This window comes from Amycolatopsis sp. CFH S0740 (assembly GCF_004522315.1).
In the GTDB taxonomy this organism is placed as follows: Bacteria; Actinomycetota; Actinomycetes; order Mycobacteriales; family Pseudonocardiaceae; genus Amycolatopsis; species Amycolatopsis nivea.
This window is the reverse complement of sequence record NZ_SDLS01000013.1, coordinates 1-26,482: the sequence shown is the minus strand read 5'-3', so window position 1 is coordinate 26,482 and position 26,482 is coordinate 1. Positions and strand designations below refer to the sequence as shown.

Below are 26,482 nucleotides of genomic sequence, written 5' to 3'. Positions count from 1 at the left end.
CCTGTTGAGTCCAAGCTGTGCATCCTCGGCCCGAAAGACGGGAAGGGCTCCTTCAGGGAATCTGATTCCCCGAAGGAGCCCTTCACGGACTTCGAGCTAGAGCGGCTGAGAGCTCGTCGCGGCGGGGGAGCCCAGTCCGACGATGTACCCGATCTTCTCGTCGTTGACCCCGATCGGCTGAACCTGGTGCACCACGACCGCCGCGGCGAGCAGCAGGACCAGGCCGACGATCGCCGCGATCCCGGGCCAGCGGCTGGGCGCCGCGCCGCCGCGGCCGTAGACGGGCGACGGAGCGTTGCGGCGTTCGCGCTTGCGCCGCTTCTTCATGTCCTTCTTGGCGCCGAGCCACGCGTCCCGCTGGGCGTGCTTGCGCCACTCCGGGTCCATGAGGTCCGGATGGGTTTCCATCCGGTCGTCCGGATCCTCCGGCCGAGTCATCGGCGCACCGCCTTTCCCCCTGCGTAACCCCGCCGCGGCGGGTTCGTAGACTTGTCCATTGTGACCGAGAACGCTCCGCAGCAGAAAACCGACCTTCCGGGTGCCTGGGACCCGGCCGCCGAGGAAGCCCCGATGTACGACCGCTGGGTAGCGGCCGGGTACTTCACGGCTGACGCTTCGTCGGAGAAGCCGCCGTTCTCGATCGTACTGCCGCCGCCGAACGTCACCGGCAGCCTGCACATGGGCCACGCGCTCAACCACACCCTGATGGACGCGATGAGCCGCCGCCGCCGGATGCAGGGCTACGAGGTGCTCTGGCTGCCGGGCATGGACCACGCGGGCATCGCGACGCAGAACGTCGTCGAGCGCCAGCTGGCCGGCGAGGGCCTGTCGCGCCACGACCTGGGCCGCGAGAAGTTCGTCGAGCGCGTCTGGGAGTGGAAGGCCGAGTACGGCGGCAAGATCCTCGGCCAGATGAAGCGCCTCGGCGACGGCGTCGACTGGTCGCGCGAGCGCTTCACCATGGACGAGAACCTGTCCAAGGCCGTCCAGACGGTGTTCAAGAACTTCTACGACGCCGGCCTCATCTACCGCGCCGAGCGGATCATCAACTGGTGCCCGCGCTGCCAGACGGCGCTGTCGGACATCGAGGTCGACCACAGCGACGACGACGGCGAACTCGTGTCGATCCGCTACGGCGACGGCGACGCCTCGATCGTCGTGGCCACCACCCGCGCGGAGACGATGCTCGGCGACACCGCGGTGGCCGTGCACCCGGACGACGAGCGGTACACCCACCTGGTCGGCACCGAGATCGAACTGCCGCTGACCGGCCGGAAGATCCCGGTGGTCGCCGACCGGCACGTCGACCCGGAGTTCGGCACCGGCGCGGTCAAGGTGACCCCGGCGCACGACCCGAACGACTTCGAGATCGGCCGCCGCCACGACCTGCCGATGCTGACCGTCATGAACGAGCGCGCCGAGGTCACCGTGCCCGGTCCGTTCGAGGGCCTCGACCGGTTCGAGGCGCGTCCCGCGGTGGTCGCCGCGCTGCGCGAGCAGGGCCGGATCGTCGCGGAGAAGCGGCCGTACGTGCACGCGGTCGGGCACTGCTCCCGCTGCGACACGGTCGTGGAGCCGCGGCTGTCGCTGCAGTGGTGGGTCAAGGTCGCCGAACTGGCCCAGGCCGCGGGCGACGCGGTGCGCGACGGGCGGACGAAGATCCACCCGGCCGAACTGGAGAAGCGGTACTTCGACTGGGTCGACAACATGCACGACTGGACGATTTCCCGCCAGCTGTGGTGGGGGCACCGGATCCCGGTCTGGTACGGGCCGGACGGCGAGGTCGTGTGCGTGGGGCCGGACGAGCAGCCGCCGTCGGGCGAGGGCTGGACGCAGGATCCGGACGTGCTCGACACGTGGTTCTCGTCGGGGCTGTGGCCGATGTCGACCATGGGCTGGCCGGAGGAGACCGCGGACCTGGCGAAGTTCTATCCGACCAGCGTGCTGTCGACCGGCTACGACATCCTGTTCTTCTGGGTCGTCCGGATGATGATGTTCGGCGTGCAGGAGATGGACGGGCGGCAGCCGTTCGACCATGTCTACCTGCACGGGCTGATCCGCGACGCCAACGGCAAGAAGATGTCGAAGTCGCGCGGGAACGTCATCGACCCGCTGGAGTGGATGGACGCCTACGGCGCGGACGCCACCCGGTTCACGCTCGCGCGCGGGGCCAACCCGGGTGCGGACATGGCGCTGGCCGACGAGTGGGCCGCCGGGTCGCGGAACTTCTGCACGAAGCTGTGGAATGCCAGCAAGTTCGCGATGATGAACGGGGCGACGGTCGAGGGGTCGTTGCCGCCCGCTGCCGAGTTGACCGAATCGGATCGGTGGATTCTCGGGCGGCTGGCGGCGCTGGTGTCCGAAGTGGACGGACTGTTCGAGGACTTCCAGTTCGCCAAGGTTGCCAATGCGCTGTACCAGTTCACATGGAACGAGCTGTGTGACTGGTACTTGGAGCTGGCGAAGGTTCAGCTGTACCAAGGGGATTCCGCACGGGTCGAGGCTACGCGGAAGGTGCTGGGGCATGTGCTCGACACTGTGCTTCGGTTGCTGCACCCGTTCGTTCCGTTTGTCACGGAGAAGCTGTGGACTGCCCTGACGGGTGGCGAGTCGTTGGTGATCGCGGCTTGGCCTTCGGCGGTTGAGGGGTATGCGGATCCGGTTGCTGATGCACGGGTTGCTGACGTGCAGAAGCTGATCACCGAGATTCGGCGGTTCCGGGCTGACCAGGGGTTGAAGCCGGGGCAGAAGGTTGCGGCTCGGCTTTCCGGGGAGGCGTTTCCGGAGGGGCATTCTGGGGCGATTCGGTCGTTGGTGCGGCTTACTGAGCCTGAGGATGGGTTTTCGGTTAGTGCTTCGTTGGAGGTTGCGCTCGCTGGTGGCGTGGTGACTGTGGAGTTGGATACTTCCGGCACTATTGATGTTGCTGCTGAGCGGAAGCGGTTGGAGAAGGACCTCGGGGCTGCGCGGAAGGAGTTGGCGCAGACTGAGGGGAAGTTGGGGAATGAGGCGTTTATCGCCAAGGCACCGGAGCACGTGATCGAGAAGATCAAGGTGCGGCGGGAGACTGCGGTGGCCGATATTGGGCGGATTGAGGCTCGGTTGGCTGCGTTGCCTGCGTCTTAGGCGGCTCGTCGCCTGGCGGCGACATTGCGCCCCTGGTTGCGTGGGGCACCCCGAAGCTGATTGTGATGACGGACGGCGGGTGCTTGTCAAGGCGGGAAAGATGCCTTGACAAGCACCCCCGGACCGCATTTTTGGCTTCGTATCGGGGTGCGGGGGTGGTGTGGGTGCCTCGCTTGTTGGGTGCACTGGTGCGGTTTTTGGTCGTGAGGGGGACCCTGAGGGAATCTGGTTCCGTCAGGGTGGCCCTCACGGCGTTTTTTTAGCGGAGTTGTTGGCGGATTACTTTTGCTTCGCCTGCCATTCCTGCGTAGAGCGGGTGGTAGGGGGCTGCGGCTAGCAGGTTCAGGTCCTTGCCGTTGATCCAGGCTACGTCTGGGCCTTTGCAGGCGTCGTGGCCGAAGGACGGGGTGTAGGTGTCCACATAGGACGATTGGCCGTCTGCTTCCACTGCGTTGCTCACTGCTGCGTTCAGGGCTTCTTCCACGCTTGAGAGCCAGGCGTAGTCGCCGTTCGCGAAGGGCAGGACGTTCGGGCAATAGCCTTCTGCGGGGGCGATGCGCGGGTAGCCGATGGCCAGCACCTTGGCGTGCGGCGAGCGGGCGTGGATTCCGGCCAGTACTTGCTGGATGGCTGCTTGCGTCTTCGGGAGCAGCGCCTTGATCGTGTCCACGCCGTCGACGGTGAAGTGCTTCTGGCACGGGTTTCCGGTCGGGTCCGAGGCGCGCAGGGTCGGGCAGGTGTCCACCAGTTTGCCGAACAGGCCCGAATCGTTGCCGCCGATGCCGACCGTCACCAGGTCGGTGTCGGAGCGCAGTGCGGAGAACTGCGGGGCGTTCTGGCCCAGCGGCACGCTTTGCGGCGCGGTCATGTGCGAGGTGTTCGCGCCGCCGCAGCTGACGTCGGTGAAGCGGTCCACGTCCAGGGAGGCCGCGACCATCGACGGGTAGTTGGACGTCGAGCGGAAGCAGCCGAACGGATCCAGCCTGGGCAGCGGGATGAGCGGCCCCGACGTGTACGAGTCGCCCAAGGCGACGTAATGACGGTAGTGCCGGGGCGCGGCGCTCGCGGCCGCTGCCGTCGACAGAAGCAGTGCGATGGCCGCGATCGCGGCCAGCACGATTCGGATGGTGCGCATGCGGAACCCGTCCTCCCTAGCGGTCGACCCGCTTTACCTTTCGGCACGCGGGGCGCGAGCGCTCTCCGCCGATCGGGTGGTCGGGGCGGCTTTTCACCCGGCTGCTGGGTGATCTGCGGGTTTCCGCCAGGTCAGCAGGTACCGCCAGAAGACCAGCGGGCGGACCGTGCTGCCGGGAAGCAGGCGGGCGGCGTCGCGGCGTACGTCGGTCAAGGGCGGGAATTTCATGTGCACCGGGGCCTTGGCGACCGGGTCCGGACCGCCGTTGAGACGGTCGCCGGCGAAGACGATCAGCCTGGCCGCGAGGTTCGCGGGGACGGCGACGAGTTCGCGGGCGTAGTCGCCGGGGCGGCTGGGGCGGGCGCAGCCGAGGACGGCGAGGACGCCGCCGGGGGCGAGGGCGTCGCGCAGTCTCGTGACGGTTTCGAACGGGACGTGGTGCAGGGAGGCCAGGCAGGAGATGTACGCGTACGCCTCAGGTTCCAGCGGGTCGGTCGTGACATCTGCGCGGCGGTACTCCGCGGTGCCTGGTCCTGGCGAACCGGCGGACGTCGCGCGGGTGATCATTTCCGCCGACGTGTCGATGCCTTCGACGGTCATGCCGGCGGCGGCCAGCTTGCGGGCGAACCGGCCGTCGCCGCAGCCGACGTCCAGGGCGCGGCCGGGGCCCGGCGGCAGGAGGCGGAGCAGGGCCGGGTGGTAGTGATGGTTGTGGTCGAAGGGCATGCGCCCGACCTTGCCACGGATCCCTGCGGGCACGATCACGCCGAAGCCCCGGGGCCGCTGGGCGCGCGGCGGCCCCGGGTACGCTCGACGGTGTGCCGGGCCGAACCTTTCGCCTGGTCTTCCCGGTCGCGCGACCGCGCCGGGACAGCGACTTCAAGGAGTGCACGAGTGCCGCGCGGTGAGGAGCCCGAGGAGACCCGGCGGCCGGATCTCGCCGATCCGGACAGTTTCGCGGGGGTCGACGAACTGGGCGCGCTCGCGCACAGCGACGACGAGGACGATCCCGGGAACGAGCTGGAGCCGGACCTCGACGCGCCGGACGCGGCCTACACCGTCGGCGGCGGTTCGCGAGGCGGGATCGGCGGCATCGGCCAGCTCGGCGACAACCTGGCGCTCGGCCCGGTCCCGGACCTGTCCGTCGAAGAGGGCACTGAGCTGCACGAACTCGACGACGAGGGCGCGCCGGCCGAGTTCGGCGACGAGAACGGCCCGGAGGCCCGCCGCGACCTGATGGCCGCCGAGGCCGAGCTGAACCAGCGCTGGCCGGAGACGAAGCTCGAACCGTCGCTCGCCCGGATCCAGGCGCTGATGACGCTGCTCGGCGAGCCCAACCACGGCTACCCGGTGGTGCACGTCGCGGGCACGAACGGCAAGGGCTCGGTCGCGCGGATGGTCGATTCGCTGCTGACCCGGATGGGCCTGCGCTCGGGCCGCTACACCAGCCCGCACCTGCAGCTGGTCACCGAGCGGATCGCGCTCGACGGACGGCCGATCTCCGCCGCCCGCTACGCCGAGCTGTACCAGGACATCGCGCCGTACGTGGCGATGGTGGACGGCGCGAGCGAGGACGGCGTGCCGATGAGCAAGTTCGAGGTGCTCACCGGGATGGCGTTCGCGGCGTTCTCCGACGCGCCGGTCGAGGCCGCGGTGCTCGAGGCGGGCATGGGCGGCGCGTGGGACGCGACGAACGTCGCCGACGCCCAGGTCGCCGTCATCACGCCGATCGGGCTGGACCACACCGAATACCTCGGCCCGACGGCGGTCGACGCGGCCGCGGAGAAGGCCGGGATCATCAAGCCCGGGTCGGTCGCGGTGATCGGCGAGCAGGACCCCGAGGTGCTGAACGTCCTGCTGAAGCGCACGGTCGAGGTCGACGCCGCGGTGGCGCGCGCGGGCAGCGAGTTCGGCGTGCTCGAACGCGAGGTCGCGGTCGGCGGGCAAATGCTGAAGCTGCAGGGCCTCGGCGGCGTCTACGACGAGATCTTCCTGCCGCTGCACGGCGCGCACCAGGCGGCGAACGCGGCCCTCGCGCTGGCCGCGGTCGAGGCGTTTTTCGGGGCGGGCAAAGACAAGCAGCTCGTGATCGAGGCGGTGCGCGAGGCGTTCGCCGAGGTCGAGAACCCGGGCAGGCTCGAACGCGTACGGGCCGCCCCGGCGGTGCTGGTCGACGCTGCGCACAACCCGATGGGCGCGCGGGCGCTCGCCACGACGATCACCGACGAGTTCAACTTCCGCCGGCTCGTCGCGGTCGTCGGCGTGCTGTCCGACAAGGACGCGCGCGGCATCCTCGACGCGCTGGAACCGGTGGTCTCCGACGTCGTGGTCACGCGCAGCTCGTCGCCGCGGTCGCTGCCGGTCGAGGACCTGGCGGAACTGGCCGCGTCGATCTTCGGCGAGGACCGCGTGCTCGCCGAACCCGACCTGGAAACCGCGATCGAGACCGCGATCGGCCTCGTGGAGCAGAACGACGACCCGGAGGAACCGCTCGCGGGCGGCGGCGTGCTGGTGACCGGCTCCGTGGTCACCGCGGGCGACGCGCGCACGCTGTTCGGGAAGGAGCCAGCGTGAGCGAGACCCCGGAAACGCCCCAGCCGCCGGTGAAGCCGCCCGCGAAGGACCCGATGAAGGGCTTCCGCGGCGTCATGGCGGGCACGCTGATCATGGAAGCGATCACCGTCGCGCTCGCGCTGCCGGTGGTCGCCAAGCTCGGCGGCGGCATCACGAGCTTCACCGGCTGGACGGTCATCGCGCTGGCCGTGGTGCTGATCGTGCTGTGCGGGATGCTCAAGCACGTCTGGGCGGTGCCGGTGATCCTGCTGCTGCAGCTGGCGATCATCGGGATCGGGATCACCCAGCCCGCGATCGCGATCATCGGCGTCATTTTCCTGGCCGCGTTCGTGTGGTTCCTGTGGCTGCGCCGCGACGTCGCGCGCCGGATGGCGGCGGGCACGTTGCCGAGCCAGCAGCAGCCGCAGGCTTGAGCCGCGCGCTCTCCGCCGCGGCACTCCCGCGAGGTGCGGCTCAGCGGTAGACGCTGACCTCGATCAGGTTCCGGTCCGGGTCGCGGAAGTACACGCTGCGGATCGGCCCGGTCGCGCCCGTGCGGTCGACCGGGCCCTCCTCGACCGGCACCCCGTGCGTCGCGAGGTCCTCGACGACCTGCTCCAGCGAATCGGCCGTGATCAGGCACAGGTCCGCGCTGCCCGGCGTCGGCCGGTCCGCCTTCGGCTCGAACTCGTGCCCGGCCTCGTGCAGGTTGATCTTGCTGGCGCCGAACACCAGCGCCTTGCGGCCCGCCCCGAACGTCACCTCGGTCATGCCGAGGACGCGCGTGTAGAAATCGACCGTCGCACCGAGGTCGGCGACGGTGAGGACGAGGTGGTCGAGCCGGTCGATGCGCATGGTTTCACCCTATTCCGATGTAACGGCCGGGCCGCCACGGCGACGGTGCAAGTGTGATCGTGGTGCGCGAGCTGAGCGCGGAGAACTGGGCGGAGTGGCGCGACCTCCGGCTGGCGGCGCTGCGCGAGGACCCGGGGGCGTTCAGCTCGACACTCGCGGACTGGCAGGGCGAAGGCGACGCCGAACCGCGCTGGCGGGCCCGGCTGCGCGACGTGTCGCTCAACGTCCTGGCCGACCTCGACGGCGTTCCGGCCGGGATGGTCAGCGGGCACCTTTCCGAACGCGGCGACAAAGCCGAGCTGCTGTCGATGTGGGTCGCCCCGTCGGCGCGCGGCAGGGGAGTCGGGGACGCGCTCGTCCGGGCCGTGGTGCGCTGGAGCGAAGGGCGCGGGGCGGGCGAGCTGGCGTTGCGCGTCGCGGGCGGCAACGAGCACGCCATGGCGCTGTACGAACGGCACGGGTTCGTGGAGCGTCCGCTGTCCGGACCGAGCGAGTGCGAGCACGAGATGGTTCGGGAAGCACACCGAGCGTGACGACCGGCTGTGAGCTTCCTCCTGCCGGGTGAGCCGTTCACCCGGCGGTCAGCCCGAGTTGGCCGCTTGGCCGTGGTCGCCGGATAGAACGGCCGCCATGACCGAAACGACCCCTTCCCGGCGCTCGGTGCTCAAAGCCGGGATCGCCGTCCCCGCGCTCGCCGCGGCAGGCGGGCTGCTGCTGCCCGGCTCCGCCTCGGCCGCCCCGCTCGTCCGCCGCGACCGTCCGGTGCTCGCCCACGGCGTCGCGTCCGGGGACGTGACCGCCGGCTCCGGCATCGTGTGGTCGCGGGCCGACCGGCCGGCGCGGCTGATGGTCGAGGTCGCGCGTGACCCGTCGTTCCGGCACGCCCGCCGGGTGCCCGGCCCGTTCGTCACGCCCGCCACCGGCGGCACCGGCAAGGTGCGCGTCGCCGGACTGGCCCCGGGCACCGAATACCACTACCGCGTCACCGCCGTGGACCTCGACGGCCGCAGCGCGAGCGAGCCGGTCGCCGGCCGGTTCGCCACCGCGCCCGTCGGCCGCGCGAACACGCGGATCCTGTGGAGCGGCGACGTCGTCGGCCAGAACTACGGCATCAACCCAGGCCTCGGCGGCATGACGATCTTCTCCGCGATGGCCGACCGCCGCCCGGACCTCTTCCTGCACAGCGGCGACACGGTGTACGCCGACGGCCCGCTCACCGAAACCGTCACGCTCCCCGGCGGCGGGGGCACCTGGCACAACATCGTGACGCCGGAGAAGTCGAAGGTCGCCGAAACCCTCGACGAATACCGCGGCCAGCACGCCTACAACCGGCTCGACGCCAATTTCCGCCGGTTCGCCGCCGAGGTGCCCGCTTACGTCCAGTGGGACGACCACGAGGTGGTCAACAACTGGTACCCGGGCGAAATCCTCAACGACCGTCCCGAATACACCGAAAAACGCGCCGATGTGCTCGCCCGGCGCGCGTTCCAGGCGTTCCACGAATGGCATCCGATCGACCGCCGCCAGGCCGTCGACGGCCGGGTCTACCGGAGCTTCCGCTACGGCAGCCGGGTCGAGGTGTTCGTCCTCGACATGCGCACCTACCGCGACGCCAACACCTCGGACCAGACCAAGCCCGGCCACATCCTCGGCGACGCGCAGGCCCGCTGGCTGGCCGACGGGCTCCGGCGCAGCACCGCGACCTGGAAGATCGTCCAGGCGGACATGCCGATCGGCCTCGTCGTGCCGGACGGCAAGGACATCGAGGCGGTCGCCAACGGCCTTCCCGGCGCGCCCGGCGGCCGCGAGACCGAACTGGCCTGGGTGCTGAACCAGATCTCGCGCCACCGCGTGCGCAATGTCGTGTGGCTGACCGCCGACGTGCACTACACCGCCGCGCACCATTATTCGCCCGAGCGCGCCGCGTTCCAGGACTTCGACCCGTTCTGGGAATTCGTCTCCGGCCCGCTCAACGCCGGCGCCTTCGGCCCGAACAAACTCGACCCGACCTTCGGCCCGGAAGCGGTGTTCGTGCACGCCCCGCAGACGCAGAATTCCTCGCCGGTGCAAGGGTTCCAGCACTTCGGCGAGGTGAATGTGGACGGTGCGAGCGGAGCGCTGACGGTCGACCTGCGCGACGCGACCGGGGCCTCGCTGTGGTCCAAGACGCTGCAGCCGCAGCGGCGCTGACCGGCCCGGCAGGCGCGTCGGATAGGCTCAGCGCCGAATAACACGAATCCGCACAAGGAGAAATACCGTCGTGACTGAACGCACGCTGGTCCTCGTCAAGCCCGATGGCGTCGCGCGCGGCCTCGTCGGCGAGGTCGTTTCGCGCATCGAGCGCAAGGGCCTGAAGCTGGCCGCGCTGGAACTGCGCACCGTCGAGCGCTCCGTCGCCGAGGAGCACTACGCGGAGCACAAGGAGCGCCCGTTCTTCGGCGACCTGCTGGAGTTCATCACGTCCGGCCCGCTCGTCGCGCTGGCCGTCGAGGGCCCGCGCGCGATCGCCGCGTTCCGCCAGCTCGCCGGCGGCACCGACCCGGTCGAGAAGGCCACCCCGGGCACCCTGCGCGGCGACTTCGCGCTGGAGACCCAGTACAACCTGGTGCACGGTTCGGACTCGCCGGAGTCGGCCGAGCGCGAGCTGAAGCTGTGGTTCCCGGACCTGTGAACCGGCTGAACCGGCATTGACCTTCGCGGACGCCGGGCAGGGGCTGCGGTCCCGGCCCGGCGTTCGTGTTTCCGGCCGCTTATTCCGCTGCCGGGACCTGGAGGCAGCGCTGCCGATGCGTCTGAGGCACGTGCGCCTGGAGCGACAGGTTTGCAGTCCGTGAAGGGCTCCTCGAAGGAATCTGATTCCCCCAAGGAGCCCTTCACGGACCAGATGATCCGGGCTGAAGCGACGCAGCTTGAGTCCCTCAGGGGCTCCCGCGGGCGCTTATTCCCCATGCCAGGAACTCAAGGCGGCGCTGCGGGTGTATTCGAGCCGGGTCCGCCCAGGTCGAAGGTGCCCCCGGCCTGGGGTGCGGTACGTGAGGGGAACCCTGAGGGAGTCAGATTCCCTCAGGGTGGCCCTCACGTACCGCAAGACCTGGTTGGATGGGGAGAAATCGGGCATTTCACTGGCGGTGCCGTCTCTTGTGGACGGTCAGCGAGGCTGCGGCCACGCGGCTCAAGTTCCTGGCATTGGCGCTTTAATCCGCTGCCGGGGACTCGGCGTATCGGTTAACCTCCACCGGTGACTGCCCTGCCGCTGCCGCCGCGCGATTACCTGCCGCACCTGCGCTCGCTCACCGAGGCCTTCGCCGCGGAAGCCGAGGGCGACCTGGACAACCCGGTCCCGTACTGCGGAGACTGGACCAAGCGCGACCTCGTCGCGCATCTGGGCAACGTGCACCGGTGGGCCGCCGGCATCGTCCGCACCGGAGAGCTGAGCAAGCAGGAATTCGACGTCACGCCGAGCGGCGACCTCGCGCCCTGGTACGCCGAGAGCGCGGCCGAACTGCTGGACGCGCTCGACGCGGCCGATCCCGCCGACGCGTGCTGGGTTTTCGGTGCTGCGGAGAAGACCAAGGCATTCTGGTTCCGCCGTCAGGTGCACGAAACTGCCGTGCATTTGGTCGACTTGTTCGGCGCACGCGGCGCAACGACGCGGCTTGATCCGCTGATCGCGGCGGACGGCGTCTTCGAGGTGCTCGGCACGATGCTGCCGCGCGTCGCGCGCTGGAAGCACGAGGTTCCGCTGGCCGCGCCGATCACGTTGCGCACCACCGACACCGGGCACTCGTGGACCGTCGTGCCCGGCGAACCGCCCGAGCTGGGCGAGGGCGAAGCGGTGGCCACGGTCGCGGCGCCCGCGCAGGATTTGCTGGTGTCGCTGTGGAAGCGCACCGATGCGCAGCCGGAGATCGACGGCGACGAGGCTGTCGCGAAGGAGTTTCTCGCCGCGCGCATGACCCCCTGAGCGGATAATCCTGCGCCATTCAGGTCCCGTTCACCGCAGGGCCTTCCGGCGGTCGCGCCGATGGATTTGGCTGACCTGAGCCATTTTCGCGATCGTGGGGTACCTGGTGAAAAGATCAAGATCCGTGCTGCTCAGCGCCCTGCTGGTGCTGACGCTGGCCACGCCTGCGCATGCCGACCCGCTCTCCGCTCCGCTCGGCCCGCCGCCGGTCGAGAGCGCCTCCGCCTTCTCTTCGGCCCGGGAGGCCCCGGCGATCGCCGCGGCACCCGCCGCCGACGACGGCCTCGAGACCAGCAGCGCCACCAACGCGGTGGCGCCTGGTCTGAACCTCACCCAGTTCGACCGCTTCGACCCGAAGGGCTGGATCCGCGGCGACGCGCTGAGCGTCGACCTCACCAGCAAGGTCCTGAAGCCGACTTACCTCAGCCCGGGCACCGTTTCCGCGCGCACCCCGCTGTCTCAGCAGGTCGCTCGCGCCGGTGCGGTCGCGGGCGTCAACGGCGATTTCTTCGACATCAACGCCTCCGGCGCGCCGCTCGGCGTCGGCATCGACAAGGGCGAGCTGCACAACGCGCCCGCGTCCGGGCACAACACCACCGCGGCGATCACCGCGGAGGGACGCGCGAAGCTCGCCGACATCTTCCTCGAAGCGTCGGTCACGCTGCCGGACGGCCGAGCTGTCCCCGCCACGAACTTCAACAGCCCGGTGCTCGGCAAGGACGCGCTCGGCGTCTACACGCCGCTCTGGGGCGCTTCGGCGCGCGCGACGTCGGTCGCCGGTGCGCAGAAGGTCATCGAGGTCGAGGTCCGCGATGGTGTGGTGACGCAGGTGCGTCCGAAGCCCGCGGACGGCCCGATCCCGGCGGGAAGCACGCTGCTGCTCGGTCGCGAAGCTGGTGCGGACGCGTTGTCGGCGTTGCGCGTCGGTGATCGCGTGGGCGTTTCGTACGCGCCGCGGACCGACGCGGGCAAGATCGCGGTCGCGGTCGGCGGGAACAAAACGCTGCTGAAGGACGGACAGCTCCAGCAGCTCGACGACGTCACCCTCGCGCCGCGTACCGGCGTCGGCTTTTCCGCTGACGGCAAGCGGATGTGGCTCGTCACGGTCGACGGTCGCCAGGCCGACAGCCGTGGGATGACGGAGCTGGAAATGGCCCGGCAGCTGAAGCGGCTCGGTGCCGACGACGCGATCAACCTCGACGGCGGAGGCTCCTCGACGCTGCTCGCGCGCAACGAAGGAGAGGCTGCGCCGTCGGTGCGCAACTCGCCTTCGGACGGCGGGGAACGCTTGGTGCCCAACGGCATCGGCTTCGCGACGGTGGCCGGCAGCGGACGGCTGACTGGCTTCGCGCCCGCTCCCGCGCAGGAGGGCGACAACTCGACCCGCGTGCTGTCCGGCCTGAGCCGCGCGCTCGTGCCGAACGGCCACGACGAGACGGGTGCCGCAGTGGCGTCGCGCCCGTTCTGGACCACGTCGAACCCGTTCCGCGGCACGGTCACGAAGAACGTTTTCACCGCGCAGCCCGACTTCCTGCACCCGGACGCGCGAGCCGACGTGACGGTCACCGCGCATCAGAACTTCGTGAACGGCCGCACGAAGCTGACCGTGCTGGGCAAGCCGGTGCGCCTCGGCGCGAGCACCAAGCAGGTCGCGCTTTCGGGTGCGGAGGCGCGCGGCGAGTTCCAGGTCTACGGCTACGACGCGGACGGTTACGGCACCTGGATCGAACCGTCGGACGTGAAGCTCGAATACGACCCCGCCGTGGTGAAGATCGAGCCGTCGGGCAAGGGTTTCGCAGTCACCGCGAAGACCGCTTCCGGGGCCACCGCGATCACCGTGCACGCGGGCGGGAAGACCATGCACCTGGCGGCTTCGGTGGGCACCGAAGCCAAGGTCGCGGCACCGCTAGCCGGTCCGGAAGGCTGGTCCGCCACGGTGTATCCGGCCGTCGTCGGTGCTGCGCTTTCGTCGGCAGAGGGACGCAACGGCGGCAAGGGCCTGGCACTCGACTACCGCCTCACCGGCACGACTGCCACGCGCGCCGCGTATGTCAACGCTGCCAACCCGATCGCGGTTCCGGCTGGCACGCAGAAGATCGGCATGTGGATCAACGGCGACGGCAAGGGCGCCTGGATCCGCGCGGAACTCCGCGACGGCGCCAACACCGCGTCCATTGTGGACCTCTCGCTGAGCGTGAACTGGACCGGCTGGCGGTACGTGACCGCCGCGGTGCCCGCCGGATTGCCCGACGGGCAGCGCCTCACCCGGTTCTATGCCGTGGAAACCGCGGCGGGCAAGCAGTACGAGGGCAGACTGGTCTTCAACGACCTCACCTTCGAGGTCGCGCCGACCACGGCCGTGCCGCACGATCCGGCCGTCCCGGACCCGGCGCTGGTCACCAACGGCACGCTCGGCAAGGGCGGCCTGAAGATCGCGGTGGTCAGCGACGCTCAGTTCACCGCTGACGCTCCGGACGGCCCGCTCGTCGCCCAAGCACGCCGGGCACTGCGCGAGGCGGTTGCCGCGAAACCGGATCTCGTGCTGATCAACGGCGACTTCGTGGACCGCGGCACCGCGCCGGACTTCGTCTTGGCCCGCAAGATCATCACCGAAGAGCTGGACGGCCGCGTCCCCTGGTACTACGTGCCAGGCAACCACGAAGCCGAGGGCGGCAACGGCCTGAAGAACTTCCAGGACGCATTCGGGGAAACGCACCGCGTGGTCGACGTCCACGGCGTGCGGCTGATCCTGATGGATTCCTCGCGCGGCTCGCTGCGCGCGGGCGGATTCGACCAGGTGCGCATGCTGCGCGAGGCGCTCGACAACGCGGCGAAGGACCGTTCCGTGCGTGGTGTGGTCGTCGCGATGCACCACCCGGTGAAGGACCCGAGCCCGACCGGCAATTCGCAGCTGGGCGACCGGAAGGAGGCCGCGCTGCTGCAGACGTGGCTGACCGGTTTCGAGGAGAAGTCCGGAAAACCGGCCGCCTCGCTGGCTTCGCACGCGGGAGTGTTCGGCCTGTCGCGCACGGACGGCGTGCCGTATCTGGTGAACGGCAACTCGGGCAAGACCCCCGCCGCGGCCCCCGGCGACGGCGGCTTCGTCGGCTGGACCCTGGTGCGAGTGGACCCCTCGGACCGCGGCCAGCCGGTGCGCTTCGAAACGCGCCCGAACGTCGACGCGCTGACGGTGACCGGGCCGGGCACTCTTTCGTGGGGCGGCACCGGAAAGGTGACCGCCGCGGTGACGCAGGAGGGCCGGTCGATTCCGGTGGCGTACCCGGTGAGCGCGGCTTGGGGCGGTCGCGGCGTGCACATCGGCAGCTGGCCACCGGCGCCGTGGGATGTGGTGTCGCTCGACCCGGCCACCGGGACGGTGCGCGGGCTGCGTCCGGGAACGGCGGAGATCTCGGTGACGGTGAACGGGGTGTCCCGGTCGGTGTCGTTGACGGTGCGCTGAGTTTTTGAGGGGCGGGGCGGTCTTCGGGCCGCCCCGCCTTTTCGCTGGGCCGCGGGCTCGTCGTTTCCCCGTTCCCCGCCGGAGATCCACCCGGATGCCGTACCCGCGGCGGGGAAACCGGTCGAGAATTGTCGGTGCCTCCCTCTACTGTCGTTCCTCGTGGGAGAGTCGGCATCGGAACCAGCCCTCGTGCAAGCGAAGGCGCTGGTCAAACGGTTCGGAGAATTCGAGGCAGTCCGCGGCATCGACGTTGAGGTGCGGCGAGGGGAGGCGTTCGGCTTCCTCGGGCCCAACGGCGCGGGGAAGTCGTCGACGATGCGGATGATCGCGTGCGTGTCCCCGCGCAGCGACGGCGATCTGCGCGTCCTCGGCATGGACCCCAACGCGGACGGGCCGCGGATCCGCGCGCGCCTGGGCGTGGTGCCGCAGGAGGACAACCTCGACGTGGAGCTCACCGTCCGGCAGAACCTGCACGTCTACGGCCGCTATTTCGGCCTTTCCCGCGCCCACGTGCGGCGGAAGGCGGTCGAGCTGATGGAGTTCGCGCAGCTGTCCGACCGTGCCGAGAAACCGGTCGATTCCCTGTCCGGCGGCATGAAGCGGCGGCTCACCATCGCCCGGTCGCTGGTCAACGATCCGGAACTGCTGCTGCTCGACGAACCGACCACCGGGCTCGATCCGCAGGCACGGCATCTGTTGTGGGACCGGCTTTTCCGGCTCAAGGCCCGCGGCACCACGTTGATCGTCACTACCCATTACATGGACGAGGCAGAGCAGTTGTGCGACCGGCTCGTCGTCATGGACGGCGGCCGGATCGCCGCGGAAGGCTCGCCCGCCGACCTGATCGCGCGGCATTCCACCCGGGAAGTGGTCGAGCTCCGGTTCGCGCCGGGGGAGCAGCAGGACGCGGCCGACCGGCTCGACGGGCTGGCCGAGCGCGTCGAGGTCCTCCCGGACCGGGTGCTGCTCTACACGATGACCGGCGAGGCCACCCTCGAGCGCGCGCACGAACGCGGCCTGCGCCCGCTGTCGAGCCTCGTCCGGCGCAGTTCCCTGGAGGACGTCTTCCTCCGCCTCACCGGCCGGACGTTGGTGGACTGATGACCATTCCAGCCACCGGCCGCGTCGTCGGCCGGTTCCACGGCGCCTGGCTGCGCGTCGAGGGCTACTGGACCTGGTACCGCAGGCACTGGCTCAGCACGCTCTACTCCACCGGCCTGCAACCGGTGCTGTTCCTCGCCGCGATGGGGCTCGGGTTCGGCTCGCAGGTCAAGGCCGGTCCGGCGACCGGCGGGGTGTCGTACCTGGTGTACGTCGCCCCGGCGCTGCTCGTCGCCGGCGCCGCGCAGCAGGGCGTCAGCGAATCGAGTTATCCGGTCCTCAGCGGATTCAAATGGCAGAAGGACTATCTGGCGGTCACCGCGACGCCGGTGTCCCCGGGCCAGGTCCTCGGCGGGCACCAGATCTGGACCATGCTGCGGCTCGCCCTTTCCGGCACGGTCTACGCGCTCATCGCGTGGTTGTTCGGCGCCTGGGACAACGCGGGGGCGCTGCTGGTGGTCCTCGTCGGCGTCCTCACCGGGCTCGCGTGCGGATCGCTGATCGCCGGGCTGGCGGCGTGGACCTTCGACGAGGGACAGCGGTTCGGGCTGATCTTCCGGTTCGTCGTCATCCCGATGACCCTGTTCTCCGGCACGTTCTTCCCGATCACTCAGCTGCCGCTGTACCTGCGCTGGCTCGCCTGGATTTCCCCGCTGTGGCACGGCACCGAGCTTTCCCGCGCCGCCACGCTCGGCGGGCGGGAGCTGCTCCCGGTGCTCGGGCACCTTGCGTATCTGGCAGCACTGGTGGCGATCGGCTGGACGATCGCGCACCGCGGCTTCTACCGACGGCTGGTGGCGTGATGACCGACCTGCAGAGCGCCCCGATTCTCCCGCAGCGGCGCGGAATTCTGCTCCGCGTCCTGCCCGCGGGCATGTACAGCGGCCGCGCCACCGCGTTGATCGAACGCGCGCTCACCGTCTACGGACGGTCGTGGACGATGCTCGCGTCCGGCGCGCTCGAGCCGTTGTTCTACCTGCTCGCGTTCCAGGTCGGCTTCGGCAAACTGGTCACCACCGTGCCGGGGCCGGACGGGCAGCCGATGAGCTATGTCGCGTTCGTCGCGCCCGCGCTGCTGGCGTCGTCGGCGATGAACGGCGCGGTCTTCGAGTGCACGTACAACCTGTTCTTCAAACTGCGCTACGCCAAGACGTACGACGCGATGCTGGCGACCCCGGTCGGCCCGCTCGACGTCGCGCTCGGCGAGATCGCGTGGGCGATGATGCGCGGCGGCCTGTATTCGGTCGCGTTCCTGGCGGTCACCGGCGTCATGGGGCTGCTCACGTCGTGGTGGGCGCTGCTGCTCCTGCCCGCCGCGCTGCTCGTGTCGTTCGCGTTCGCGGCCATCAGCATCACGTTGGTCAGCTTCCTGAAGTCGACGTCGCAATTCGACTACATCCAGCTCGTCCTGATGCCGATGTTCCTGTTCTCCACCACGTTCTTCCCGATCACGGTCTACCCGGAGGCGCTGCAGTGGGCGGTCCGCTGCTTCCCGCTCTACCACGGGATCGAGCTGATGCGCGGGCTCGCGACCGGCATCTTCTCCTGGAGCATGCTCGGCAATCTGGCGTACCTGCTGGTGCTCGCCGCGATCGGGATCTGGGGCGCGACAAGGAGGATCGCGAAACTGCTGCTTACCTGAACACTGAACGCTGAACGCGGCTCAGCGGGCCGGGCTGGGCAGTCCGTTCTGCGCGGGCGCCACCGCGGTCCGGGCGTCGACGAGGCCGTGGCCGTAGAAGCCGTTGTATCCGTCGTAGCCGGAGCAGTAGGCGTCCTGGGCACCGTCACCGGTGAGGTCGTAGTCGTCCGGGCACGGCATCGGCGTCGCGCGGGAGTCCAGCGCGCGGCGCAGCTCGGCGGCCGTCCACGTGGGATGCACCGACTTGAGCAGCGCCAGCACCCCGGCGACGTGCGGCGCGGCCATCGACGTCCCGCACATCGGCGCGTAACCGCCGGGAACGGTCGAAACCACGCAGCGGTCGTCGTCGCCGCCCGGGGCCGTGACATCGACCACACCCAGCCCGTACGAGCTGTAGCCCGACTTCACCCGGTCCGGGCTGATCGCCGACGCCGTCACCACGTCCCGCAGCCCGGCCGGCAGCGCCTCGCACTTCCCGGCGGCGGACGGCGAACCCGAGCGGCCCGACGGCGTGAGGTCGACCGCCTCGTTGGTCGCGGCGGCGACGTTCAGCGTGCCTTGGGAAGTCGCGTACTCCACGGCTCGCGCCAGCACCTCGTGCACCACGCCGCGGTCGTTGCCGCGCACGCAGGACAGCGACCACGGGTTCACGAACCAGCTGCTGTTGGCGATCGGCAGATGCCGCGCCGCCGACCACATGATCCCGCAGACCGCCGCCTCGGGATCTGCGTAGCCGCGGTCGTCGATCACCTTCACCGACGCGATCCGCACGCCCGGCGCGACGCCGGTGATGCCCTTGCGGTCGTCGGCCGCGGCGATGATGCCCGCGACGTGCGTGCCGTGCGCGGAGGTCGTCGGCTGCCACGCGGCCGGGCTCGGGTCCGGGACGCCAGTGAGACAACCCGCCGAATCGTCCGGGTCGATCGCTGCGGCGAGATCGGGGTGTTTCGGGTCGACACCGGAGTCCAGGACGCCGACGACCACTGAGCGGCTGCCTTCGGTGACCTGGTGCGCGGCCGGGGCGCCGATCAGGTTCATGTCCCATTGCTGCGAGGAGAGGTCCGCCGCGGGCACTCGCGCCGGGTCGCTGAGCGGGAGTGTGGCCCGAGCGGGCTGGGCGGCGGCGCCTGGCTGTTCGGCGGCCGTCCGGGTGGCTTGCGCGCTGAACGCCCGTTCCGGGCCGAGACGGTCCGCGAACGCCCGATCGGCTGACGTTACGACCGCCACGGAAATCTGCGGGTAGTAGCCGACGAGCTGCCCGCAGCCCGCGCTCGCCTGCTGGCGGGCGGAAGATTCCGGGGTCCCGCGGTCGAACGCGACGACGTAGCGCACCGCCCGCCCGCCCGAGGCGCATCCGGGGCTCGCGACGACGGCGGGGGAGACCGCCGCGCAGCCGACGAGGACCAGGAAGGAGCACACGGCCGCCCGCAGCGGCCGCGCCAGCACAGACACCGGACCTCCCACCGCGCGCAGGGTTGTGCCGGGCGCCCGCGCGAGCGCCCGAGCCCGCACGCTAACCACCCCGGGCCCGGCGCGACAAGCGAAGCGCGGAAGTTCGCCCGGGCGCATGATCGCGGCACGCCCGGGCGCCTGCCGCGGGACACCGACTACACCGGGTGTCCCCCCGGGTGTGGGATACTTGCGTTGGCCGCTGCGCCGACGGGCATCCCGCTCGCGTCGTGAGCGGCCCGGAGGAGTGCCGGACCGGCACCACGCGCGTCGCCCCCGGGAGGCCGGGCCAAGGTCGATGTCGTGGCGGGTGGCCCGGGGGTCGCGAGCAGGCCGGCACCCCGCCGAGCAGACCAGGAACCGAGCGGCCGCCGACCCGGCGGACCGCACGGCTGCCAGCAGGATTCCCGCCGCTGGTCACCACCACGGCGGGCACGGAACAGAAAGGGCCCCTGCGCGGCCGCGTCACCACCGGTGCGAACCGGCTGACGCGCCCGGGGGCGGAGGAGACATATGTCGAACGCGGACACACCCGCCGATCAGACCGGCGGGAATACCGTCGCACCCACGACCAGCAGGCTGGGCGAGCTGCCGCCGCGCATCCGCGTGCACGCGCTGGCGAAGCTGCTCGGCCTGAGCAGCCGCGACCTGCTCGGCAAGCTCGCCGAGCTGGGGGAGAGCCCCCGCAGCGCCCAGTCGAGCGTGACCAAGGAGGTCGCGCACCGCGTCGCGGTCATCCTCGACGCGGAGGCCGCGGGCGAGACCGGCGAAGCCGCCGAGACCGCCGTCGGCGCTGCCCCGGAGACCGCCGCCCCGGCCGCCGCCGAGCAGGCCAGCGACCAGGCGACCGCGGGAGCCCAGGTCGGCGATGCCGCCCAGACGGCCGCGGCCTCGGACGCCGCCGAGCAGGGCGGCGTTTCGCAGGAGAACGAGGCCCCGGAAGCCACCCAGGGTGCTGCAGCTCAGGCCACCGCGTCTCCGGAAGCGGCCGCCGACCAGGGCACTGCTTCGAGCGAATCCGCCGCCCCGGACGCCGCCGCGCAGGCGACGGGCACCGCGCCGGAAGCTGCCGCGAACGCGACGGGCACCGCCTCGGAAACCCCCGCGCCGGAAGCCGCCGCTGAGCAGAGCACCGCCTCGGAAGCCGCCGAGCAGCCCAGCGCCGCCGCCCCCGGCTGGTCGGCCCGCCCGTTCTCGGCCGAATCCGCCGAACCGGAAGCCGCTCAGGAGTCGGGCGAGAAGCGCACCCGGACCCGTCGCTCGCGCCGCGCCGTCGCGCCCGCGATCCCGGCCGACCAGCAGGAAACCGAGCAGGCCACCCCGGCCCGCGGCCCGGTGCACGTGCCGGTCTTCGCCGCGCCCTCGCCGGTCTTCCTGCCGCCCGAGCCCGCGCAGCAGACGCGGAGCAAGCCCGAGCCGCTGTTCGGCGTCGGCGAGGCTCCGGCGCAGGCCGAGCGTCCCGACCGCACCGCCGAAACCGCTGAGGAAGACACCTCCGGCGAAGCCCGCGACGAGCGTTCCGACGAGGACGGCGACGACGCGAGCGGCCGTCGCCGGCGGCGTCGCGGACGTCGCGGCCGCGGCCGGGGCAAGGGCGGCGACGAGGCCCAGTCCGAGAACGAGGACGAAACCACCGAAGACCAGCAGGACAAGGGTGCCAAAGACGGCGGCAAGGACGCCAAGGACACCAAGGACAAGACCGAAAAGCCGGACGAGGCGGGCGACGCCGAGGCGGAGTCCGACGACGACGCCGAGTCCGACGGCGGCAGCAAGCGCCGTCGCCGTCGCCGCCGTCGCAAGGGCGGGGACGACGACGGGGCCGAGACGACCGGCACCGACGACCCGCCGAACACCGTCACGCACGTCCGCCAGGCCAAGGCCGCCGAGGCCGAGCGCCCGGCGCGCGACGAGGTGCGCAGCGTCCGCGGCTCCACGCGGCTGGAGGCCAAGCGCCAGCGCCGCCGCGACGGCCGCGAGGCGGGCCGCCGCCGCGCCCCGATCCTGTCCGAGGCCGAATTCCTCGCCCGCCGCGAGTCGGTCGAGCGCACGATGGTCGTCGCCGAGAAGGGCGACTCCACGCAGATCGCCGTGCTCGAGGACGGGGTGCTGGTCGAGCACTTCCTGACGTCGTCGGGCACCGGCTCGATCGTCGGCAACGTCTACCTCGGCCGCGTCCAGAACGTGCTGCCCAGCATGGAGGCCGCGTTCATCGACATCGGCCGCGGCCGCAACGCCGTGCTCTACGCGGGCGAGGTCGACTGGGACTCGGCCGGGCTGGAAGGCAAGGCGCGCAAGATCGAGCAGGCGCTCTCCACCGGCGACAGCGTCCTGGTGCAGGTCACCAAGGACCCGGTCGGGCACAAGGGCGCCCGGCTCACCACGCAGATCTCGCTGCCCGGCCGCTTCCTCGTCTACGTCCCCGCGGGCGGGGCCACCGGCATCTCCCGCAAGCTGCCGGAGAACGAGCGGCGCAGGCTCAAGGACATCCTCAAGCGGATCGTCCCGGAGGACGCGGGCGTCATCATCCGCACCGCGTCGGAAGGCATCGGCGAGGAGGAGCTGGGCCGCGACGTCGACCGGCTCAAGGCGCAGTGGGACGTCATCAAGGACAAGGCGGCGGCCGCTTCCGGCAAGAAGGGCAGCGCGCCGACCATGCTCTACGAAGAGCCGGACCTGCTGGTCAAGGTCGTGCGGGACCTCTTCACCGAGGACTTCGTCAAGCTGGAGGTCCAGGGCAGCCGGTCCTGGGACACCATCAACGACTACGTCCAGCACGTCGCGCCCGACCTCGCCGACCGGCTCAAGCGCTACACCGGCACCGGCGACGCGTTCGCCGACCACCGGATCGACGAGCAGATCACCAAGGCGCTCGACCGCAAGGTCTGGCTGCCCTCGGGCGGCTACCTGGTCATCGACCGCACCGAGGCGATGACCGTCATCGACGTCAACACCGGCAAGTTCACCGGCTCGGGCGGCAACCTCGAGGAGACGGTGACCCGCAACAACCTGGAGTCGGCGGAGGAGATCGTCCGCCAGCTGCGGCTGCGGGACATCGGCGGCATCATCGTCATCGACTTCATCGACATGGTGCTCGAGTCCAACCGCGAGCTGGTGCTGCGCAGGCTCACCGAATGCCTCGGCCGGGACCGCACGCGCCACCAGGTGGCCGAGGTCACGTCGCTCGGCCTCGTGCAGATGACGCGCAAGAAGATCGGCACCGGGCTGCTCGAGGCGTTCTCCACGCCGTGCGAGCACTGCAAGGGCCGCGGCGTCGTCGTGTCCACCGAACCGCAGCGCACCGGCGGCGGCAACGGGAACGGCCACAACGGCGGCAACGGGCACAACGGCCACAGCCACGGCGGCGGCGACACCAAGAGCTCGCGGCGCAACCGCGGCCGCGGCAAGGGCGAGGAGCAGCACCCCGAGCCCAAGCCGGAGCAGGCCGCCCCGGCCCCGACTCCGGTGCAGCGCGAGTCCGTGGTGTCGGCGGTGCAGGCCATGGCCAACGCGTCCAAGGCGAAGCACGAGCACCACGCTCCAGAGGCCGAAGCGGTGAAGCCGGCGGACCAGGAGACGGCCAAGCAGCCGGTCGAGCAGGCCGCCGCGCCGGACAAGGCCGAGGACAAGACGGAGGCCCCGGCCCCCGTCCAGCAGCCGGAAGCGAAGCAGCCGGAGCCCGCGGCCAGCCAGGCCGCGCCGGACGCGGAAGCCCCGAAGGAGGCCGCGGAAGCGGACTCCAGCGAAGAACCCGAGGTCGACGTCCCGGCCCCGGCCGTGCGCAGCACCCGGCGCCGTCCGCGCCGCGCCGCTTCGCGCCCGGCGGGGCCGCCGGTGAAGGCTTCGGACCAGAGTTGATCCACCACGGGTACCCCGGGTGCAGCAGCGCCCGGGGCCTCCCGTAACCTGTAGTACGGCTCATCGCAAGCATGAGTTGCTGCGCGAGCACCTGGACCGTCTTCGGGCGGGCCGGCCGCGCCAGCCCCCTAACCCATTGTCGAGTAATGCAGGAGACATCCGTGTCGGCGTACGCGATCGTCAAGACCGGCGGCAAGCAGTACAAGGTGGCCGTCGGCGACGTCGTCGAGGTCGAGAAGCTCGAGGGCGAGCCGGGCACCGAGCACACCTTCCCCGCCGTGCTGTTCGTGGACGGTGGCGAGGTCACCACGGACGCCGACGCGTTGGCGAAGGTCTCGGTCATCGGCAAGGTCGTCGAGCAGACCAAGGGTCCGAAGATCCGGATCCACAAGTTCAAGAACAAGACCGGCTACCACAAGCGCCAGGGTCACCGGCAGAAGCTGACCCGCGTCGAGGTCACCGGCATCTCCAAGTAGTTCTTCGGATCTTCGGGACTGAAGCTTTCAAGAAGGGGCATGAGCGATGGCTCACAAGAAGGGTGCGTCCAGCTCCCGCAACGGTCGTGATTCGAACGCCCAGCGACTGGGCGTGAAGCGCTTCGGCGGCCAGGAGGTGAACGCGGGCGAGATCCTGATCCGCCAGCGGGGCACCAAGTTCCACCCGGGCGTGAACGTCGGCCGTGGCGGCGACGATACGCTGTTCGCGCTCGCCGCCGGTGCGGTCGAGTTCGGCTCGAAGCGCGGCCGCAAGACGGTCAACATCGTGCCAGTCGAGGCCTGATTCTCGGTCTCGATAGCGTCAGAACCTCCAAGCGAGGGGTGGGACCGGAATAACTCCGGCACCACCCCTCGTTTGTTTTTGTCCGGATACTTTTTCGCACAATCGCACGTGAAGTGAGGCAGAACCATGGCGTCCCGGTTCGTGGACCGCGCGGTCATCCATCTGACCGCCGGGGACGGGGGAAACGGCTGTGCCTCGGTGCACCGCGAAAAGTTCAAGCCGCTCGGCGGCCCGGACGGCGGCAACGGCGGCAACGGCGGTGACGTCACCCTCGTCGTCGACGCCAACGTGCACACCCTCCTCGACTTCCACTTCCGCCCGCACGCCCGCGCCGGCAACGGCAAAATGGGCATGGGCAGCAACCGCAACGGCGCCGCCGGCGAGGGCCTGGAGATGAAGGTCCCGCCGGGCACCGTCGTGTTCACCGAGGACGGCGAACTCGTCGCGGACCTCACCAGCCCCGGCACCCGGTTCATCGCCGCGCAGGGCGGCCGCGGCGGGCTCGGCAACGCCGCGCTCGCGTCGAAGGCCCGCAAGGCGCCGGGGTTCGCGCTGCTCGGCGAGCCCGGCGAGAGCCGGAACCTCGTGCTGGAGCTGCGGTCGGTCGCCGACGTCGGCCTGCTCGGGTTCCCGTCAGCGGGCAAGTCGTCGCTGATTTCCGTGCTGTCCGCGGCGAAGCCGAAGATCGCCGACTACCCGTTCACCACGCTCGTGCCGAACCTCGGCGTCATCACCGCCGGGTCGTCGGTCTTCACGATGGCCGACGTGCCGGGCCTGATCCCGGGCGCGTCCGAGGGCCGCGGGCTCGGCCTGGACTTCCTGCGCCACATCGAACGCTGCGCCGTGCTGGTGCACGTGGTCGACTGCGCGACGCTGGAGCCGGGCCGCGATCCGCTGTCCGATGTGGACGCTCTCGAGGAGGAGCTGGCCCGCTACACGCCGGGGCTGGGCGGCAAGCTCGAGGAGCGCCCGCGCGTGGTGGTGCTGAACAAGATCGACATCCCGGAAGCGGCCGAGCTGGCCGAGTTCGTGCGTCCCGACCTGGAGGCGCGCGGGCTGCGCGTGTTCGAGGTCTCGACCGCGTCGCGCAAGGGCCTGAAGGAGCTGACCTTCGCGCTGGCGGAGGTCGTCGAGACCTATCGCGAAGCGCAGCCGGTGCTGGAGCCGGAGAAGATCGTGCTGCACCCGCTCGCGATCGACGACAGCGGGTTCACCGTCGAACGCGACCCGGAGGAAGAGGGCGGGTTCATCGTCCGCGGTGCGCGCCCGGAGCGGTGGATCCGGCAGACGAACTTCGCCAACGACGAGGCCGTCGGCTACCTGGCGGACCGGCTCAACCGGCTCGGCGTCGAGGAAGCGCTGGCGAAGAACGGCGCCCGCCCGGGCAGCCCGGTCACCATCGGCGACATCCAGTTCGAATGGCAGCCCTCCACCCCGGGCGTCGCGGTGCATCTGTCCGGCCGCGGCACGGACGTCCGGCTGGAGCGCACCGACCGCGTCAGCGCGTCCGACCGCAAGGAAGCCCGCCGGATCCGCCGCGACGGCACCGGCGAGGACGAGGACCTGGTCGAAGAGGAGACCACCCCGTCCATCGATGCCGAACTGGACGACGTGTGGGACGACGAGGAGCAGGCGGAGCGCGACCGGTGAGCGGCACGCGCCAGGAGATCGCGGAAGCCCGCCGGCTGGTCGTCAAGGTCGGTTCCTCGGCACTGACGACCGCGGGCAGCGGACTCGACGTTGCCCGGCTCGACGCCCTGGTGGACGCCATCGCGGACCGCGTCGCCCGCGACGCACAGATCGTCCTCGTGTCCTCGGGCGCGATCGGCGCCGGGCTCGCGCCGTTGAAGCTGGGCAAGCGCCCGCGCGACCTGGCCACCCAGCAGGCCGCGGCGAGCGTCGGGCAGCTCGCGCTAGCGCACGCGTACGCGGAATCGTTCGGCCGCTTCTCCCTGACCGTCGGCCAGGTGCTGCTCACTTCCGACGATGTCGTCCGTCGCTCGCATTACCGCAACGCGCAGCGCACGTTCTCCCGGCTGCTAGCGCTCGGCGCGGTGCCGGTCGTGAACGAGAACGACACCGTTGCCACGCAAGAGATCCGCTTCGGCGACAACGACCGGCTCGCTGCCCTCGTGGCGCACCTCGTCGGCGCCGACGCGCTGGTCCTGCTGTCCGATGTGGACGGTCTGTACGACGGCGACCCGCGAGACGGCGCGACCCGCAAGATCACCGAGGTGCGCGGCGAGTCCGATGTGGAGGGCATCGCGGTCGGCATGTCGTCCTCGGGCCTCGGCACCGGCGGCATGGTCTCGAAACTTTCCGCCGCGCGCACCGCGGCCGGCGCCGGAATCCCGGTGCTGCTGGCCGCCGCCGACGACGCCGGAGACGCACTGCGCGAGGCGAACGTGGGCACCGCGTTCGCGCCCGCCGACACCCGCCTGTCGGCCCGCCGCTTCTGGCTCGGGTACGCCGCAGACACCTCCGGCCGCCTCCGCTTGGACGACGGCGCCGTGCGAGCGATCTTGCGCCGCCGGTCGCTGCTGGCGGCGGGAATCACCGGTT

The 26,482-nt window shown here is 70.7% G+C and carries 21 protein-coding genes; 16 read left to right on the top strand and 5 right to left on the bottom strand.

Translation table 11 applies throughout. The features are described 5' to 3' along the window. Positions 1–96: 96 nt before the first annotated feature. Complete coding sequence (locus EIZ45_RS22170) at positions 97–438, bottom strand: hypothetical protein (protein ID WP_134663056.1); 342 nt, start codon at positions 436–438, stop codon at positions 97–99. Between the two features lie 60 nt (positions 439–498). On the opposite strand from EIZ45_RS22170, the gene EIZ45_RS22165 reads away from it, so the two are divergent. Continuing rightward, complete coding sequence (locus tag EIZ45_RS22165) at positions 499–3,126, top strand: valine--tRNA ligase (RefSeq protein ID WP_043837279.1); 2,628 nt, start codon at positions 499–501, stop codon at positions 3,124–3,126. 259 nt (positions 3,127–3,385) lie between these two features. Here the strand turns inward: EIZ45_RS22165 and EIZ45_RS22160 are convergent, their stop codons facing one another. Then, the gene (locus tag EIZ45_RS22160; RefSeq protein ID WP_134663055.1) at positions 3,386–4,261 is read right to left on the bottom strand and encodes an SGNH/GDSL hydrolase family protein; all 876 of its coding nucleotides are present in this window, start codon (positions 4,259–4,261) and stop codon (positions 3,386–3,388) included. 93 nt (positions 4,262–4,354) lie between these two features. After that, positions 4,355–4,987 (bottom strand): bifunctional 2-polyprenyl-6-hydroxyphenol methylase/3-demethylubiquinol 3-O-methyltransferase UbiG, encoded by a 633-nt coding sequence (locus EIZ45_RS22155; RefSeq protein WP_134663054.1) that lies wholly within the window; start codon positions 4,985–4,987, stop codon positions 4,355–4,357. Between the two features lie 168 nt (positions 4,988–5,155). Between EIZ45_RS22155 and EIZ45_RS22150 the strand changes: the two genes are divergently transcribed. Both EIZ45_RS22150 and EIZ45_RS22145 read left to right on the top strand, forming a co-directional pair. Continuing rightward, positions 5,156–6,835, top strand: a complete 1,680-nt coding sequence (locus EIZ45_RS22150; RefSeq protein WP_134663053.1) for a folylpolyglutamate synthase/dihydrofolate synthase family protein — start codon at positions 5,156–5,158, stop codon at positions 6,833–6,835. A 53-nt stretch (positions 6,836–6,888) separates the two neighbouring features. Then, complete coding sequence (locus EIZ45_RS22145) at positions 6,889–7,248, top strand: DUF4233 domain-containing protein (RefSeq protein WP_051172901.1); 360 nt, start codon at positions 6,889–6,891, stop codon at positions 7,246–7,248. A 40-nt stretch (positions 7,249–7,288) separates the two neighbouring features. Here EIZ45_RS22145 and EIZ45_RS22140 read toward each other — a convergent pair whose 3' ends face one another. After that, a complete protein-coding gene (locus EIZ45_RS22140; protein ID WP_134663052.1) occupies positions 7,289–7,669 on the bottom strand; it encodes a VOC family protein in 381 nt (126 codons plus the stop codon). A 53-nt stretch (positions 7,670–7,722) separates the two neighbouring features. On the opposite strand from EIZ45_RS22140, the gene EIZ45_RS22135 reads away from it, so the two are divergent. From EIZ45_RS22135 to EIZ45_RS22100, 8 genes are all read left to right on the top strand, one after another. After that, on the top strand, positions 7,723–8,202 hold the full coding sequence (locus EIZ45_RS22135; RefSeq protein ID WP_134663051.1) for an N-acetyltransferase: 480 nt from the start codon (positions 7,723–7,725) through the stop codon (positions 8,200–8,202). Positions 8,203–8,299: 97 nt separating this feature from the next. Continuing rightward, a complete protein-coding gene (locus EIZ45_RS22130; RefSeq protein ID WP_134663050.1) occupies positions 8,300–9,859 on the top strand; it encodes an alkaline phosphatase in 1,560 nt (519 codons plus the stop codon). Positions 9,860–9,929: 70 nt separating this feature from the next. Then, entirely contained in the window at positions 9,930–10,340 is a 411-nt protein-coding gene (gene ndk, locus EIZ45_RS22125; protein WP_020660996.1) for a nucleoside-diphosphate kinase, read from the top strand. Between the two features lie 567 nt (positions 10,341–10,907). Then, on the top strand, positions 10,908–11,633 hold the full coding sequence (locus EIZ45_RS22120; RefSeq protein WP_134663049.1) for a maleylpyruvate isomerase family mycothiol-dependent enzyme: 726 nt from the start codon (positions 10,908–10,910) through the stop codon (positions 11,631–11,633). Between the two features lie 124 nt (positions 11,634–11,757). Then, positions 11,758–15,093 carry a phosphodiester glycosidase family protein gene (locus tag EIZ45_RS22115; protein ID WP_134663048.1) on the top strand — a complete coding sequence of 1,112 codons (3,336 nt, stop codon included), beginning with the start codon at positions 11,758–11,760 and terminating at the stop codon, positions 15,091–15,093. A gap of 159 nt (positions 15,094–15,252) precedes the next feature. Further along, complete coding sequence (locus tag EIZ45_RS22110; protein WP_043837293.1) at positions 15,253–16,194, top strand: ABC transporter ATP-binding protein; 942 nt, start codon at positions 15,253–15,255, stop codon at positions 16,192–16,194. After that, positions 16,194–16,997 (top strand): ABC transporter permease, encoded by an 804-nt coding sequence (locus EIZ45_RS22105; RefSeq protein WP_037813768.1) that lies wholly within the window; start codon positions 16,194–16,196, stop codon positions 16,995–16,997. The genes EIZ45_RS22110 and EIZ45_RS22105 overlap by 1 nt, the downstream gene beginning before the upstream one ends. Next, complete coding sequence (locus tag EIZ45_RS22100; protein ID WP_134663047.1) at positions 16,997–17,836, top strand: ABC transporter permease; 840 nt, start codon at positions 16,997–16,999, stop codon at positions 17,834–17,836. The genes EIZ45_RS22105 and EIZ45_RS22100 overlap by 1 nt, the downstream gene beginning before the upstream one ends. A gap of 21 nt (positions 17,837–17,857) precedes the next feature. Here EIZ45_RS22100 and EIZ45_RS22095 read toward each other — a convergent pair whose 3' ends face one another. Next, complete coding sequence (locus tag EIZ45_RS22095; protein ID WP_134663046.1) at positions 17,858–19,288, bottom strand: S8 family serine peptidase; 1,431 nt, start codon at positions 19,286–19,288, stop codon at positions 17,858–17,860. Positions 19,289–19,798: 510 nt separating this feature from the next. On the opposite strand from EIZ45_RS22095, the gene EIZ45_RS22090 reads away from it, so the two are divergent. The 5 genes from EIZ45_RS22090 to proB form a co-directional block, all read left to right on the top strand. Beyond that, a complete protein-coding gene (locus tag EIZ45_RS22090) occupies positions 19,799–23,140 on the top strand; it encodes a translation initiation factor IF-2 N-terminal domain-containing protein (protein ID WP_134663045.1) in 3,342 nt (1,113 codons plus the stop codon). Between the two features lie 161 nt (positions 23,141–23,301). Beyond that, a complete protein-coding gene (gene rplU / locus EIZ45_RS22085; RefSeq protein WP_037813760.1) occupies positions 23,302–23,616 on the top strand; it encodes a 50S ribosomal protein L21 in 315 nt (104 codons plus the stop codon). A gap of 46 nt (positions 23,617–23,662) precedes the next feature. After that, a complete protein-coding gene (rpmA, locus tag EIZ45_RS22080) occupies positions 23,663–23,920 on the top strand; it encodes a 50S ribosomal protein L27 (RefSeq protein ID WP_009081082.1) in 258 nt (85 codons plus the stop codon). Positions 23,921–24,046: 126 nt separating this feature from the next. Beyond that, complete coding sequence (gene obgE, locus EIZ45_RS22075; RefSeq protein WP_037813748.1) at positions 24,047–25,570, top strand: GTPase ObgE; 1,524 nt, start codon at positions 24,047–24,049, stop codon at positions 25,568–25,570. Further along, positions 25,567–26,482, top strand: a 916-nt coding sequence (proB, locus tag EIZ45_RS22070) for a glutamate 5-kinase (protein WP_134736068.1), incomplete at its 3' end; no start/stop codon positions are given. The genes obgE and proB, both read left to right, overlap by 4 nt.